Origin of the sequence: Nocardia sp. CA-084685 (assembly GCF_050955785.1) — a bacterium.
GTDB lineage: Bacteria > Actinomycetota > Actinomycetes > Mycobacteriales > Mycobacteriaceae > Nocardia.
The window spans coordinates 4,034,620-4,049,914 of sequence record NZ_CP192094.1 but is presented as its reverse complement, the minus strand read 5'-3'; the positions used below and the strand labels follow the sequence as shown (position 1 = coordinate 4,049,914).

Genomic DNA, 15,295 nt, shown 5'->3' with positions numbered 1-15,295 from the left:
TTCTCCGCCGAAATCCGGTATCTGCCGAAATATTTACATCAGCCGATGCAGGCGGTGGGGGGACACGACGCATCCGCAGCATGCGTTTTCCGCGCACGAACGCCGGCAAGCCAGCCAGCCGCTCAGCAAGCGAAGCCCGAAATTCCGTACCTACCAACGTCATACAACCAAAGTCGCCCACTTCCAGCACCTCCGTTGTAACGCCGATAATCAACATTATGTCAAGTAACCCTGCTGCGATGGCGCCGACAGTTCATCCGACGCTCCCCTCCCGATAACCACGAACTCGTACCGGCAGTGGACTGTGGGGTTCATCAGACGCGGTCGCCGCCGCAGAGCAGCGGTCTGTGGGATCGTCTCGAGTTTCGCAAAACCGCCCCCCATGGAGACTTGAATGAGTCATACTCTTGAATGTGTCCACCAATTCGGAATTCGAGCGCATGTTGCGCGGGGCGTCACTGCGCGTGACCGCGCCGCGCGTTGCCGTGCTGACTGCCGTGCACGAGCATCCGCACTCCGATACGGACACGATCCTCGGTCATGTGCGCCAGACGCTGGGTGTGGTATCCCACCAGGCGGTATACGACGTGTTGCGCGCACTGACGGCCGCCGGATTGCTCCGGCGCATCCAGCCGATGGGATCCGTCGCGCGCTACGAAACGCGAGTCGGCGATAACCATCACCATGTCGTGTGCCGATCATGCGGCGTCATCGCCGATGTCGACTGCGCCGTCGGCGAGGCGCCCTGCCTGACCGCATCACACGACAACGGATTCGTACTCGATGAGGCCGAGGTCATCTATTGGGGCCTGTGCCCCGATTGCTCGGCAGCGCAAATGTCCGGATCACACCCGTGATCACAGCCCGATTCACTCACTCCCCCGAAAGGAAATGCCGTGCCTGAGGAACATCCGCCCATCGGAGAGGCCAATACGGAGCCCGCCGCCGGTGGTTGCCCCGTTACGTCCGGTCGCCTCAAGTCCCCAGCCGAAGGCGGAAGCAACCGTGACTGGTGGCCGAACCAGCTCAACCTCGAGATTCTGCAGAAGAACCCGGCTGTAGCCAACCCGATGGACGCGGACTTCGACTACGCCGCGGAATTCAAAACCCTCGATCTGGCCGCCGTGAAGGCCGACATCGTCGAGGTCATGACCACCTCCCAGGACTGGTGGCCCGCCGACTTCGGTCACTACGGCCCCTTCTTCATCCGGATGGCCTGGCATGCCGCGGGCACCTACCGGATCAGCGACGGCCGCGGCGGAGCCGGCGCCGGTATGCAGCGCTTCGCCCCGCTCAACAGCTGGCCCGACAACGGAAACCTCGACAAGGCCCGACGCCTGCTGTGGCCGGTCAAGAAGAAGTACGGCAAGAAGCTCTCCTGGGCCGACCTCATGGTCTACGCAGGCAATGTCGCGCTCGAAGACATGGGCTTTCCGACCTTCGGCTTCGCTGGCGGCCGCGTCGACCAATGGGAGCCCGAGGAGGACGTGTACTGGGGCCCCGAGCAGACCTGGCTCGGCGACGAACGCTACACCGGCACCCGCGATCTGGAAAACCCGTTGGCCGCAGTCCAAATGGGTCTGATCTACGTGAATCCGGAAGGCCCGAACGGCAATCCGGATCCGCTGGCCGCGGCCATCGACATCCGTGAGACGTTCCGCCGCATGGCCATGAACGATATCGAGACAGCAGCGCTGATCGTCGGCGGCCACACCTTCGGCAAGACCCACGGCGCCGGCGATGCCGCACTCGTCGGTCCCGAGCCCGAGGCCGCCCCGCTCGAGGAGCAAGGCCTCGGTTGGAAGAGCGCCTTCGGTACCGGCGTCGGCAAGGACGCGATCACCTCCGGCCTGGAGGGCACCTGGACGCCGACACCGACCAAGTGGGACAACAGCTTCCTCGAGACCCTCTACGGCTACGAGTGGGAGCTGACCAAGAGTCCCGCCGGTGCGAACCAGTGGATCCCGAAGGACGGCGCGGGCGTGGGCACCGTGGTCGATGCCCACGACCCGTCGAAGTCCCACGCCCCGGTCATGCTCACGACGGACCTCTCGCTGCGGATCGACCCGATCTACGAGCAGATCACCCGTCGCTGGCTCGAGCACCCCAAGGAGCTGACCGAGGAATTCGCCAAGGCCTGGTACAAGCTGACCCACCGCGATATGGGCCCGGTCGCCCGTTACCTCGGACCGCTGGTCCCGAAGGAGACCCTGCTCTGGCAGGACCCGGTTCCCGCGGTTTCGCACGACCTCATCGGGGCCGCCGATATCGCCGCACTCAAGAGCCAAATCCTCGCCTCGGGTCTGACTGTCGCACAGCTCGTTTCGACCACCTGGGCGGCCGCGGCGTCGTTCCGTGGCAGCGACAAGCGCGGCGGCGCCAACGGCGGACGCATCCGCCTGCAGCCGCAGGCCGGCTGGGAGGTCAACGAACCCGACGAACTCGCCCAGGTCGTACGCGTCCTCGAGGGCATCCAGGAGTCCTTCAACTCCGCCCAGACCGGCAACACCCGGGTGTCCTTCGCCGACCTAGTCGTACTCGGCGGCGCCGCAGGCGTCGAGCAGGCCGCCAAGAACGCCGGTTACGACGTCACGGTGCCGTTCATCCCGGGTCGCACGGATGCCACCCAGGAGCAGACCGATGTGGAGTCCTTCTCCGCGCTCGAACCCAGCGCGGACGGCTTCCGAAACTACCTCGGCAAGGGTAACCGGCTCCCCGCCGAGTACCTGCTCATCGACCGGGCAAACCTGCTGACCCTCAGCGCTCCCGAGCTGACCGTCCTCATCGGTGGTCTGCGCGTCCTCGGCGCGAACCACAAGCAGTCGCCGCTGGGCGTATTGACCGCCAACCCGGGATCGTTGACCAACGACTTCTTCGTGAACCTGCTCGATCTGGGCACGAAGTGGGAGCCATCGGCCGCCGATGACGGAACCTACGAGGGCAAGGATCGCGCCACCGGCGCGGTCACGTGGACCGGCAGCCGCGTCGATCTGGTCTTCGGGTCGAACTCGCAGCTGCGCGCCCTCGCGGAGGTCTACGCGACCGACGACGCGAAGGAGAAGTTCGTCAACGACTTCATCGGCGCGTGGGTCAAGGTGTCGAACCTGGACCGGTTCGACCTGGTGTGATGAAGAAGGAATGACCGGCCGACCCTGGCCGGACATTCCCCATGCGGCGCCTCCGCGGACTTCCATGCTTCGCGGGGGCGCCGTTATGCGCGGGGTCGGTTCCATGCGACCCCTGGCGAAGATCAGCAACCGACGACGATAATCGAATATTCTCGGTTCTGTCCGGGACACCAACCTGATCGAGTGAGCCGACGATGAATACCCATCTCGGCGCGGTACCACCGGAGCACGGTGGGGATCGCGCGACGGTTACTCAGGCCGTATTGGCCAGGGCGGTCGCCGATTTCGCGGGCGAGTGGGCGGCCGCGGGCGAACCACCCGAGCTGACCCCGCACCTGCCCGCCGAGACCGCACTGCGGCGGTCGGCACTCATCGAGTTGATCAAGGTGGACCTGCATCACCGGTCGATCCGCAAGAAGGCCGAAAAGCGCCTCGACGAATACCTCGCCGACTTTCCCGAACTCGACACCGCCCCACTGCCACCGGATCTGATCTACGAGGAGATCGCCGCGCGACGCCAGTTCGATAAGGACCTGGATCTCACCGAATACGAGCAACGATATTCCCAACAGATGGCACGGATCGCCCACCGCCTCGATGGCGACCACTTCCGCAGCACCGTCCTGACCGACCCTGCCGCACTCGCGACGCTCGACTCCATCAATCCCGGTGCGACCGTTGACGATTTCGATATGTTGATCCTGCTCGGCCAAGGCGCGTTCGGCCGAGTCTTCCTGGCACGGCAACGCTCCATGCAGCGACTCGTCGCGGTCAAGATCTCCCATGATCGCGGCAGCGAGGGACAGACGCTGGCCCAGCTCGATCACGAGAACATCGTGCGGGTCTTCGATCAACGCCAGATCACCGATCAGCACCTGAAATTGATGTACATGCAGTACGTTCCGGGCGGCACCCTACTCGGCGTGCTGCGGCTGCTGCGCCGCACCGGGGTCGAAGGCAAGACCGGTCGACTACTGCTCGACGCCGTCGACGAGGCAGCCGCCAGCGGCGGGGTGCTCGAACCACAACCGTCCCCCACCCGCACCGAGGTCGCTCGGCTGAGCTGGCCGGAAACCGTTGCCTGGCTCGGCAGTCGACTCGCCTCCGCCTTGGACTACGCCAATCACGCAGGCGTGCTGCACCGTGATATCAAACCCGCGAACGTACTGCTGACCGTCGACGGACAACCCAAGCTCGCCGACTTCAATATCAGCTTCAGTCGTCACATACCGGGTGCCAGCCCCGCCGCCTACTTCGGCGGATCACTGGCCTACATGTCCCCCGAACAGCTCGAGGCCTGCCATCCGACCATGGCCACCACCGCCGCGGACCTCGACACCCGCAGCGACCTCTACGCACTCGCGGTCGTGCTGTGGGAACTGCTCACCGGCCGACTCCCCTTCGACGACGAACGCGGTGCGGGCGAATCGGATACCTCACTGGAACGGATGATCGAACTCCGCCGCCAGCCGGTCCCCGACCGCTTCGCCGCCGACATCCCGCCAGACTGTCCACCGGTACTGCAGCATGCCCTGCTCACCTGCCTGTCTCCCGATCCCGCCGACCGCTTCGCCACCGGCGCCGAACTCGCCACTCAACTCGATCTCACCCTGGACCGCACCGCCCGCGATCTCGTCGACCCGCCGGCGCGCAGTATCCGCGCCAAACTGCGGATGCGGCCGATGCCTGTGGTGACGCTGTCGAGCATGCTCGGGCAGCTCCTCGGCGCGCTCTATCTTTCAGCGCACAACACCCGACTGCTCGACGCGCAACTCACCGCCGAGGCGAGCGGCCAACTCCAACACCTCGCAACGCTGCTCGGCGCGATCGGCTACCCGCTCGGCATTCTGGCCCTGCTGTACTGGTGCCGTCTGGTCTTCCTGGTTCCCGACGGACTACGCCGCAATAAGCACTTCGACGAGCAGACTCTCACGCGGGCGCGCGCCGATACGCTCGCCTGCGGCGACCGCATCGCGGTGGTCGGATTCGCCGGGTGGGCGTTGTCGCTGGTGATCTTCCTGACCCAGCTGCATTACACCGCGGACCTGTCCGCCGGATTCACCATCAACCTCATCGCATCCCATCTGGTCGCGGCCTCGGTCGCGGTGGTGTACTCGTACTTCCCGGTCACCTTCTTCGTACTGCGCTGGTACTACCCGGGTTTGCTCGGTACCGGGCAGTCCTCCCCCGATGACGCCCTCCGATTGCGGCGGCTCGCGCGACGCATCCGGATCTACCTCGGCATCGCTGCCTCGGTCCCGCTGATCGGGGTGGCAGGTGGTCTGGTCTATCTCGATGCGGCACAGCAGCAGATGGTGATCGGTCCCATCGTGATCCTCTGCGTGGTCAGCCTTTTCGCATTCGTCGGCGCGCTGCGGGTGTTCTACGCATTGGAATCGGATCTGCACGCACTCGGTCGCATCGTAAATCCGCGTTCTCGGCGCAACGGTTAGGTTTTTCCAAGATTTCCCAAAGGAACTCAGCAGGTTTCGTGACTATTCTCGAAGCTGTCTGGAATGCCACTGGGCCTCGGGGGCCGCCATGAAAGAGCAGCGTACACAGGTCTACGGATCGGTCGTGGAGTTCGTCGAGAACTACCTGGCCCAGGTCTATCGGCGCAAAGTGGCCGATAACGGCCTGGCCTGGTGCCCGGAATGGTGGCGGCACACCGAAGCCGTGGCACGGCTGGAGGCGCTCTGGCAATCCTGGGAACTCTATCGGCTCAACGGCGAATTGGGCCTGTCACTATGGTTTCTCGACCATGCCGACAGTCATATGGACATGCTGTTCGACCCCAACGGACCGTTCGCTGCCTGTTCCATGCACAACGGCCACACTGACCGCGTCTGGCCGCTTTCCGTGAAATCCCCTCCTCCCGACACATTTTCAGCCGCTGGTTAGTCGCGGTTGTTTGAAACAGGTTGTGGTCAACTAATCTTCATGCGGTGCTAGGACATTCACATGCGACCAGCGGCGCTTTCGCCTGGTCGGTGGCAGCGGCGACGCTGCCCATCTCGGCGTTGGTCTATCCGGTATTGCCCACTGGCGACGCGCATCTCGGTGCCGTCGAGGTACTGCTCGGAACCTTTCTGACGGCAGGGGCCGCGCTGCTGCCGGATGCGGACCATCCCAACGGCACCATCGCGCATGTGCTCGGCCCCATCTCCTATCACCTGTGCCGCTTGATTTCCTGGATCTCCGGCGGACATCGGCATGCCACGCACTCGTTCGCCTTCGTTATCGCCGTCGGCTATGGGACCTGGGCCGGCGAGCATTGGCTCGGACGGTATTTCACACTCGGATTGGTCTTCTTCCTGCTCGCACTGGCCGTGCGGGCACTGCATCTGTGCCCGTCCGGAGAGGGCATCGAGGCCTGGGGCACGGTCATAATCCTCGCCGCGGCAGGGACGTTCGTGATGGACCACTGGATCACCGATAAACCGGCATGGTTACCGTTCGCTGTCGGACTCGGGGCGCTGGCCCACCTAGCCGGTGATTGCCTCACCGATAAGGGGTGCCGACTGTTCTGGCCGTTCCCGTTGCGTACCTGCGTGCCGGTGATCGAACGCACCGGCAATAAGGTCGAAACCTGGATTCTGTCACCGTTTTTCACGCTTGCCACCCTCGCCGTGCTCTGGCACGTCTTCTCGGTCAATCCCTAGCCCCCTGCCGCTGCGCCCACCACGGTCGCAGCGGCAGGGCGCTCCCCTCTGCTCTATGCGGTTTTTGAGGTGTGTGAGCTTTCGTGAGTTAGGGGTGTTGGATTATATAGTTTGATACGCATATCTACATACTGCGATGCAATTTCAGGGAGCTAGGTGCACGGATGCTTCGGATACATTCCCCGCGAAGCACTTCAGATCCCCCACCACTTCGTGGAACCAATCCCGTCGCAGTGCTCCCCTTTCCGCTGATCCCAGCCCGAATGGCCTGGGCCGGGATCAGCGTGTGGATCAGCTCGCCACGCTCTCGAATGTGCCGGGCATGTAGGAGCCACCCTTGGTCTGCGTGATCACCAGGAGCCGGTTGGCGGCGTTGATCATGGCGACCAAGTACACGAGGGCAGCGATCTGGTCGTCGTCGTAGTGCTTGCGCACCTGCGCCCAGGTCTCGTCGGACACACCGAGATTCGCGTCGGCGAGGCGAGTGCCCTGCTCGGCGAACGCCAGCGCGGCTTGCTCGGCCTCGCTGAACGCAGTGGACTCACGCCAGGCGGCGACCAGATTGATCCGAACCGCGGGTTCACCAGCGGCCGCCAGCTCTTTACTGTGGGCGTCGACGCAGTAACCGCAGCCGTTGATCTGGCTGGCGCGCAACTCCACCAGCTCCACGGTGGACTTCGGTAGCGACGACTGCATGATCGCCAGGCTGGTGTTGGCGAACCGCTTACCGATCTTGGCGCCGAGCTCGTTGCCGTTCAGGTTGAAACGGGGTTCCATGACTTCGGTCCTCACTCATTGTGCTGAATTGAACGACCATCAGACGGCGCCGCCCCGATCCACGTAACAGCGCTTAGATGTGATACACACCACCGCGTTCGGCTGTTACGAAACGACAGGATGGGACGTCTGATGGGTGACAAAGTCGAGAGTGAACAGGAGCCGCCCATGCACGGCATGTCGCAGTCCACGCCCGCCAACCGCGGTGCGCGCAGCAGTCGCGACGACCGTCCGGACTCCGCGACGCAAGCGTTCGTCACCCACCGCAACCTGCTCTTCACCGTCGCCTACGAAATGCTCGGCTCAGCCGCCGACGCCGAAGACGTCCTCCAAGAAACCTGGCTACGCTGGGCAAGCGTCGACCTCCACACAGTGCACGACCAACGCGCCTACCTCGTCCGCATCACCACCCGCCAGTCCCTCGACCGACTACGCGCACTCGGACGCCGCAAAGAAACCTACATCGGACCCTGGCTGCCCGAACCACTACTCACCACACCCGACGTCGCCGACGATGTCGAACTCGCCGAGAACGTCTCGATGGCAATGCTTTTGGTATTGGAGACACTCACGCCCATCGAGCGCGCGGTATTCGTACTGCGCGAGGTATTCGGTCTGGAGTATGACGAGATCGCCGAAGCGGTCGATAAGAGCCCGGCTGCGGTTCGCCAGCTCGCGTACCGGGCGCGTTCACATGTCGCCGCGCGCCGACCACGTGGAGTGGTTTCGGTAGCCGAGACCCGAGACGCGCTCGCGGCGTTCCAGCGGGCCGTCGAAACCGGCGAACTACAGAGCCTGCTGGACATTCTCGCACCGGATGTCGTATTCCTCGGCGACGGCGGCGGAATCGCACAGGCCGCGCTGGTGCCCATCGTCGGCGCCGATGCGGTGGCGGGCTTCCTCGCCGCCGCCCTCGGAAACCTCACGGCGAGGTCCGCGCAACCTGTCCTCGTCAATGGCTATCCGGCGCTGATCCTGCGACGCCACGGCGATATTGATGCCGTCGTGGCGGCGCGCATCGACGACGGCCTCATCACCGGGATCTACTCCGTGCGCAACCCGGAGAAGCTATCGCGTTTGCGGCACGAGACCGCTCTGCACCGCTGACACCGTCGCCAACCGTACTTGCGGTCGCCGACGTCGGTAGCGCTCGAGCGCCGGGGTGAGCGCTGGTCCCGAATCCGCGGTGTCCAGCCCTCCCCGCCCATGCGCCCCCACAAAAACGTGTATCGGCTTGTGCCTGTTCCTTGTTCGGAAGGGACGGAGCCTACGCGGCGCCGTCTATGCTGCGTTCGGCGAAGCCGAACGGTTGCCCTAGTTTGTACATACATGTTTAGATGCGCATATCTACGTATGAACATGCCATTCTCAAGGCCGCTTCTCAAGCAACTGGTCGTCGGTACCGGGATAAGGTGAGCCATGATCGCTGGATCGCCAATGCAGCCGCAGCGCTGGACACCACCGCATGCCCCACCCCGGGCTCGCGAAACACATAGCGCCCCACCGCTTCCCCAGGTCGCGCGATTGGAACTGCCTGGTGCGGCACCCGAGGATGTGGTGCGCACTGCCGCGGGGCGGATCATTGCGGGAGTCGATGACGGTTCGATCTACAGCGTCGATCCCGCGGACGGTGCGGTGAGCCTGCTGGCGAACACCGGCGGCCGTCCGCTCGGTATGCATGCCGACACCGATGGGTCGCTTCTGATCTGCGATTTCGATCGCGGCCTGCTGCGACTCGACAGCGCAGGCGGCATCGAGGTTCTCGTGGCCGAAGTCGACGGTGAACCACTCCCCTTCGCCAGCAACGTGGTTCGCGCCGAGGACGGCACGATCTACTTTTCCTCTTCGTCGCGCCGTTATCCGCTGGACGAGTGGATGGGTGATCTGCTGGAGCATTCCGGCACCGGCCGCCTGTTGCGCCTCGATCCGTCGGGCAAGCTCGAGACGCTCATCGACGGACTGCAATTCGCCAATGGCGTGGTCCTATCCCCCGATGGCTCCTGCGTGCTCGTCGCGGAAACCGGCGCCTACCGCGTGACTCGATATTGGCTCACCGGACCGAAGGCGGGCACCTCCGATCGCCTGATCGAGAACCTGCCCGGCTTCCCGGACAATATGGCCCTCGGCAGCGACGGTCTGGTGTGGATCACCCTGCCGTCACCGCGAAATCCATTGCTGGACCGCCTACTTCCCCTGCCCGGCCTGCTGCGCCGGATCGTCTGGGCGCTGCCGCAATGGGTACAGCCCAAACCACCGCGCACGGTCTGGGTGATGGCCGTCGACTTCGATGGCAAGATCGTGCACGACCTGCAGACCGAGGGCACCGACTTCGCGATGGTCACCGGCGTTGTCGAGCACAACGGCACCCTCTACCTCGGCAGTCTTACCGAAACCGCGGTCGGAGTCAGCCACATACCGTCCTAGGCCGCGCTCATACACGAAATCTCAGTGCACAGTTGTACACTGGGCCGATGAGTGAGCCCGAGCGGCAACGACAGGCTGAGATTCAGGCGCTCGCCCGGTTAGCGGGCGATGAGCTGGGTGGTGCGATCGAGGGGATCGCCGCGGTGCATCGAGCCGTGTCGGACCGAGTGTTCGCCGCGGTGCGATTGGGGGTGGGCCCGGCCGCGCAGCCGGTCAAGGTGGTGCACGATGCGATTACCGATGGGGTGTATCGGCTGGTCGGCGGTACCGCAGTGGCGGCCGGAGCGTTTGCCGAGCGCGCCGTGGATGTGCCCGGCGCTCGGGCGCCCTCACGCACGGTGTACGGCTCTGGATTCCTCGCCGCGTTGCAGGGTTTGATCGGAGACACGCTCGAGGATGAGCGGCCGATCCTGGCCGGGCCGATGACATTTCGGATCAGTGGTGAACCGGTCGCACCGGGTTGGGTCGGCGATGTGGTGTCGAATCCGCGCTCGCGCATCGTGGTTTTTCTGCACGGTCTGGTCGAGACCGAACACGCTTGGCGCCTTGGCGGGCGGGCCAGCTATGCGGAGCGACTCGAAGCCGACCTCGACCGCACGACACTGATGGTTCGATACAACAGCGGATTGCACATCTCGGAGAACGCCCGTCTACTGAACGGGATGCTGCAGCGATTGGTCGAGAACTGGCCGGTGGAGGTTGAACAGATCGCTCTCGTCGGCCATTCCATGGGCGGCCTGATCGCGCGGGGAGCGTGCTATGACGCCGATCAGGCCGACTTGCCATGGGTGCGCCGGGTGCGACATATCGTCTGTCTCGGATCACCGCATTTGGGCGCGCCGTTGGAGCAGTTGGTCCACTACGCCTCCGCCGCGTTGGTGAAAATTCCGGAGACGCGACCGTTCGGTCGGCTGCTGCGCCGACGCAGTGCGGGCATTCGCGACCTGCGCCAGGGTTCGCTGGTGGATGAGGACTGGCATGACATGGACGCGGATGCCTTGCGCCGAAGAGTCATTCGTGAGGTGCCCCTGCTCGACTGCGCCGACCACTACTTTGTCACCGCTTCGGTCACCCGCAGCCCGCGCCATCCACTAGGTCGCATCGTCGGCGACGGCTTGGTCCTGCATGCCAGTGGATCCGGTCGAAATCGGGCTCGCCGCATCGGTTTCGACGATGAGAACGGCCTGCATATCGCCGGAGCCAACCATTTCACCCTGCTCAACCACGAGGCCGTTTACCAGGCGCTGCTGCGCTGGCTCGCCGGCGGTGCGAGCCGGAAGTCTGTGCGGTGTGGTTGAGCAGCGATGCCCGGGTCAGAACAGCTGGTCGGGGTGGGTGTCGGCTTCCCCCCTGACGTCGGCGGCGAACTGGGCTTCGACTTGCGCGTCGGCGCCCGCGGTGTGGGCCGAGTAGAGCAGCAGGCAGCCGCGGATGCCGTCGAGGAGATCTTCCAACAGGTCCAGAGCCGGGCGGGTGGGGTCGAGGCGGCTGATCCGGAATTCGTCGAGCAGGGCGGCGCGAGAGACGCTGTCGAGATCGAATTTGCGGGCCTGTTCCTCGATTTCCGCGACGCGGCCCACGACTGCCCATGGTGCGGGCACATGTCCTTCGGAGACGGCCATGGCCTCGGCGATGAGATCGACGACGATCTCGGTCGGGGTCTCACCCCCGGTCAGCCGCTCCAGCACCAGGGTCGGCGTTTCGACCTGCAATGCCTCTATATCGTCGGCTTCGACGACTACCTCGGCGGTTGGCACGCCCGCGAGTTCGCCCGCGACCTCGGCGGCGGCATAGAGCCAGTGCGCGGCCGCGACGGATGCGGAGGCGGGGTCGAGTTCGGTGAACAGTTCCACGGTGCCGAGGGGGTCGGCGCGCAGCAGGTCGTCGGCGGCCTGCACCTGAGCTGGTGAGACATCGGGGCGGGAGAGTTCGACCGCTTGGCGTGCACGGCCGGAAAGGTCGCCGAGTTCGGCGGATTCGATGGCGGCTTGTTCGGTGCGGACCTCGGCCGCGATGGTGTCGCGTAGCGCGGAATCGTCGATGGCGTGCAGGGTGCGCCCGACGCGGTGCGCGGATTCGACCACGCCGCTGTAGGAAACGACGAGGCCGTGGTCGGTCGGCAGGTTCGGGGTGCGGATTCCGGCCTCGACCTCTTTGAAGTTGCGGCGCTCCTCCGCGCGCCGCCATGCTTCGCTATTGGGGACGTCGGGATCGCCTGCGGCACTTGCGGGATGGGTGTAGGTGCGCCACTGGAACCGGGACAGGGTGGTCAGATTCGACGCCAAACTCGTTGCCTGGTCATGATTTATCGGTGGCAGATCGGCCACCGTGGTCGTGAGATCGCCGCGTCCGGTCGCCCAGATGGCGACGAGGGCGTTGCGGTCGGCATCGAATGCGTATCTGGTCACGCACGCCAGTCTTGCCGATCCGCGGCGGTTGCGCGCGCGATCGATCGCTTCGAAATGTGGTCGTCGGCGTTTCGAGTGTCCGATGTCAGCTGTTCCACGTCTCGGTGGCTACCGCGTGCCGGGCGGGATACCGTCCTGGATGGCGGTGGGTACCTGCGAGGATGGACGGTATGACTCTCGATCACGGTGATCCCGGCGACGCGCCTTCGATTCCGCAGCCGACCGCGCCGGTGCTGAATCCGGCCCGCCCCTCGGCGGCTGAAGAGGCCAGAACTGTTGCGGCGGCGACGAATATCGCGACCTTGGCGAGTTTGAGCGAGCACGGCGGCCCGTGGGCGTCGTTCGTCACCTACGGGTTGCTGGACGGTCAGCCGGTGCTGTGTGTATCGCGGATGGCTGAGCACGGACGTAATCTCGCGGCGGATCCGCGGGCCAGCCTGTCGGTGGTGTCGCCCGATGTGCCCGCCGATCCGCTGGCCGGAGCCCGGATCACGCTGGCCGGTGTGGTGGAGCGTCCGGTCGGTGATGAGGTTGCGGCGGCGCGTGCGGCGCATCTGGCGGCGGTGCCAGCGGCGAAGTACTACGTGGATTACAGCGATTTCTCGCTGTGGGTGATGCGGGTGCGGCGTGTTCGATGGGTCGGTGGGTACGGGCGGATGGATTCGGCGACGGCAGAGCAGTATCTGGCGGCCGCGCCGGATCCGGTCGTTGCGGTGGCGGGGCGGGCGATCACGCACCTGAATGACGATCACGCGGAAGCGCTGTTGTCGATGGCGCAGGTATTGGGGGGATATCCGGATGCGACGGAGGCGAGTTGCGAACGCGCCGACCGGTACGGGCTGGACCTACGAGTGGTGACACCACGTGGTGTGGCGCGGACCCGCGTCGGCTATGCGACGCCGATCGATTCGGCGGAGGAATTGCGTGCAGCGACAGTTGAATTGACGCGGCGTTCGCGTGAGGGCTGATGGCGCATTCCGGCCGTGTTCCGGTTGTCGGGAGCCACGGCGGGTTCCGCGGTCGGAATCACGTTCCACGACCATGATTCACCTACCCGCGGTGTGGGCAAGATGGACGAGGACTCCGCGCGCGAACCGCCATTGGAGGTGGATCGCTGTGAGGTTGACAGCCGAAGCGGCGAGCGCGAGCAAATAGATGTAAAGCATCACATTGCTCGCGTCCGGATTCCTTGCGATCTCGGTGATCAGCAGCGCCGACCAGAGGGCGGTGAGTGCGATGAACGGGCCATGCAGCCGCATCGGGGCGTAGCCGAGATTGGGCATCCAATCCTGCGGCCCGTTGGGCGGAGTGGCCAGGCTGCGGCGCCGCTGCGGAATTACCAACCGGCGCAGGAGCCCGGCGATGACTGCAGTCAGCACAATGACGGCGATGAGATGCACAGGATGCGTGTCTTTCCTCATGTGAGATTTCGTCGGCTTGCATGAATAGATTCGGTCAGGTGTGCCGTTGGCGATAGCCACCTATGGGGTGGACATTGCCCACCCCGAAGGGCTTCTCCAAACCGCCAACCACCGTTGTCACAGGGGCCAGCGGGGGCGCTGACCGCGCCCTTGGGTGCCTTGATGCCGTCCGCCGCGGAGCCTATTCATAGCCGGATTCCCCGGATCCCATCGAAGAGGAAAGCAATGGCAACTTCCGAACAACCGACCAGTGCCCGACGACGTTGTGGTGGAACGCTTTACACCGAGCCGGTGCTGGTGATCGATCAGAAGCCCGAGCTGATCGAGATGTCCTCCGAGTATGCGGTGCTGGATGAGAACGGCCAGCGGCTCGGGTCAGTAGTGGACGGGACGATCCACGCCGCCCGGCTGCTCCAACCTCGAAGGTTCACGATCGTCGATCACGCCGACTCGGAAGTCGCCCGGATCATCAGAACCACGGCAAGCCTGGAACGGGCGATCGTGTCGGCCGAAACCTACACGCGGGTGATCGACAAGCCGTTGGCGGAAGGTTCTCTGCGCTAACGGTTTTCGCGACACGCGCCGTATCGAGGGGCTTCTTCGGCGGTACGCCGCGTTGTAGTCTGCAGGTTCGATCCGGTTCATCCCCAGTTTGGTTGCCGCGCAAGGGCGTCGGTGTCACCCTCACTACTGTGCCTATGCCCGAGCAGACGAACCGGGCCGGATATGCCGAGATCACCCCGGCGTACCGACTCCTCGACATCGTGCACGGAACGGCGCTCGCCCGGGCCGAGCGGCGGCTGCACCGCGAATTCACGATCTTGTTCGACGCCAACACGATTCACCATTTCCTGCACGACTCCTACGCGCAGATCACGGCGCGGGCGCCGGTGAAGCTGTACCTGCCGCTGCTGGCCGAGCGCTTCGCCCGCCAGCAGTTGCACGCGCGGGCCAAGGTAGAGGGCCGCATGGAACATGAGATCCCGGTGGTGCTGTTCCTGTGCACATTCAATGCCGGGCGTTCACAGATGGCGCTGGGGTTCTTCGAACACTACGCACAGGGGCGGGTACTGGCCTGGTCCGGTGGATCCGAGCCGAGCGGGGCGCTGAACGCCGCAGCGGTCGCGGCCATGGCCGAAGTGGATATCGACATCTCCCACGAGTTCCCCAAGGCCTGGACCGATGAGATCATCCTGGCCGCTGACGTCATCATCACCATGGGGTGCGGCGATGTGTGCCCACTGGTGCCCGGCATCCGTTACGAAGAGTGGGGCGTGGACGACCCGGCCGGGCTATCGTTGGCCGACGTGCGGCCGATCCGCGACGATATCCGCCGACGCGTAATCGACCTGCTGGCCAGCCTCGACCTCCCTGTCACCTGCTGACCCAACCCCAATGTCGCTTCGCGCACCGGCACGGTGATCATGTCGATGATCTCTGCTGTGCCCCTCGCCGTCGTTGGTGGCGAGGCGGTG

At 64.8% G+C, this 15,295-nt stretch carries 14 protein-coding genes; 11 read left to right on the top strand and 3 right to left on the bottom strand.

All coding sequences use genetic code 11. The features are described 5' to 3' along the window. Window positions 1–440 precede the first annotated feature (440 nt). From ACQP2U_RS18140 to ACQP2U_RS18120, 5 genes are all read left to right on the top strand, one after another. A complete protein-coding gene (locus ACQP2U_RS18140) occupies window positions 441–857 on the top strand; it encodes a Fur family transcriptional regulator (protein ID WP_433716514.1) in 417 nt (138 codons plus the stop codon). 39 nt (window positions 858–896) lie between these two features. Next, window positions 897–3,128, top strand: coding sequence for a catalase/peroxidase HPI (katG, locus tag ACQP2U_RS18135; RefSeq protein WP_433715728.1), 2,232 nt, complete (start codon window positions 897–899; stop codon window positions 3,126–3,128). A gap of 194 nt (window positions 3,129–3,322) precedes the next feature. Continuing rightward, a complete protein-coding gene (locus tag ACQP2U_RS18130) occupies window positions 3,323–5,581 on the top strand; it encodes a serine/threonine-protein kinase (protein WP_433715727.1) in 2,259 nt (752 codons plus the stop codon). Between the two features lie 124 nt (window positions 5,582–5,705). Then, window positions 5,706–6,029: a DUF4913 domain-containing protein gene (locus ACQP2U_RS18125; RefSeq protein WP_397038388.1), complete on the top strand. Its 324-nt coding sequence runs from the start codon at window positions 5,706–5,708 to the stop codon at window positions 6,027–6,029. Window positions 6,030–6,073: 44 nt separating this feature from the next. Continuing rightward, window positions 6,074–6,790: a metal-dependent hydrolase gene (locus ACQP2U_RS18120; protein ID WP_433715726.1), complete on the top strand. Its 717-nt coding sequence runs from the start codon at window positions 6,074–6,076 to the stop codon at window positions 6,788–6,790. A gap of 291 nt (window positions 6,791–7,081) precedes the next feature. On the opposite strand, the gene ACQP2U_RS18115 is transcribed toward ACQP2U_RS18120, so the two are convergent. After that, the gene (locus ACQP2U_RS18115) at window positions 7,082–7,567 is read right to left on the bottom strand and encodes a carboxymuconolactone decarboxylase family protein (RefSeq protein WP_433715725.1); all 486 of its coding nucleotides are present in this window, start codon (window positions 7,565–7,567) and stop codon (window positions 7,082–7,084) included. Window positions 7,568–7,735: 168 nt separating this feature from the next. On the opposite strand from ACQP2U_RS18115, the gene ACQP2U_RS18110 reads away from it, so the two are divergent. The 3 genes from ACQP2U_RS18110 (at window position 7,736) to ACQP2U_RS18100 (ending at window position 11,289) form a co-directional block, all read left to right on the top strand. Further along, window positions 7,736–8,674: an RNA polymerase sigma-70 factor gene (locus ACQP2U_RS18110; RefSeq protein WP_433716513.1), complete on the top strand. Its 939-nt coding sequence runs from the start codon at window positions 7,736–7,738 to the stop codon at window positions 8,672–8,674. 417 nt (window positions 8,675–9,091) lie between these two features. After that, window positions 9,092–9,991 carry an SMP-30/gluconolactonase/LRE family protein gene (locus tag ACQP2U_RS18105; RefSeq protein WP_433715724.1) on the top strand — a complete coding sequence of 300 codons (900 nt, stop codon included), beginning with the start codon at window positions 9,092–9,094 and terminating at the stop codon, window positions 9,989–9,991. 47 nt (window positions 9,992–10,038) lie between these two features. Further along, window positions 10,039–11,289 carry a lipase family alpha/beta hydrolase gene (locus ACQP2U_RS18100; protein WP_433715723.1) on the top strand — a complete coding sequence of 417 codons (1,251 nt, stop codon included), beginning with the start codon at window positions 10,039–10,041 and terminating at the stop codon, window positions 11,287–11,289. A 15-nt stretch (window positions 11,290–11,304) separates the two neighbouring features. Here ACQP2U_RS18100 and ACQP2U_RS18095 read toward each other — a convergent pair whose 3' ends face one another. Next, entirely contained in the window at window positions 11,305–12,399 is a 1,095-nt protein-coding gene (locus ACQP2U_RS18095; RefSeq protein ID WP_433715722.1) for a hypothetical protein, read from the bottom strand. Window positions 12,400–12,569: 170 nt separating this feature from the next. Between ACQP2U_RS18095 and ACQP2U_RS18090 the strand changes: the two genes are divergently transcribed. Continuing rightward, the gene (locus tag ACQP2U_RS18090) at window positions 12,570–13,367 is read left to right on the top strand and encodes a HugZ family protein (RefSeq protein ID WP_433715721.1); all 798 of its coding nucleotides are present in this window, start codon (window positions 12,570–12,572) and stop codon (window positions 13,365–13,367) included. A gap of 78 nt (window positions 13,368–13,445) precedes the next feature. Here ACQP2U_RS18090 and ACQP2U_RS18085 read toward each other — a convergent pair whose 3' ends face one another. Then, window positions 13,446–13,820, bottom strand: a complete 375-nt coding sequence (locus tag ACQP2U_RS18085; protein WP_433715720.1) for a hypothetical protein — start codon at window positions 13,818–13,820, stop codon at window positions 13,446–13,448. Window positions 13,821–14,111: 291 nt separating this feature from the next. On the opposite strand from ACQP2U_RS18085, the gene ACQP2U_RS18080 reads away from it, so the two are divergent. Together ACQP2U_RS18080 and ACQP2U_RS18075 are read left to right on the top strand one after the other, a co-directional pair. Beyond that, window positions 14,112–14,384, top strand: coding sequence for a hypothetical protein (locus ACQP2U_RS18080; protein WP_433715719.1), 273 nt, complete (start codon window positions 14,112–14,114; stop codon window positions 14,382–14,384). A 134-nt stretch (window positions 14,385–14,518) separates the two neighbouring features. Beyond that, complete coding sequence (locus ACQP2U_RS18075; protein ID WP_433715718.1) at window positions 14,519–15,205, top strand: three-helix bundle dimerization domain-containing protein; 687 nt, start codon at window positions 14,519–14,521, stop codon at window positions 15,203–15,205. The last annotated feature ends 90 nt before the right edge of the window (window positions 15,206–15,295 follow it).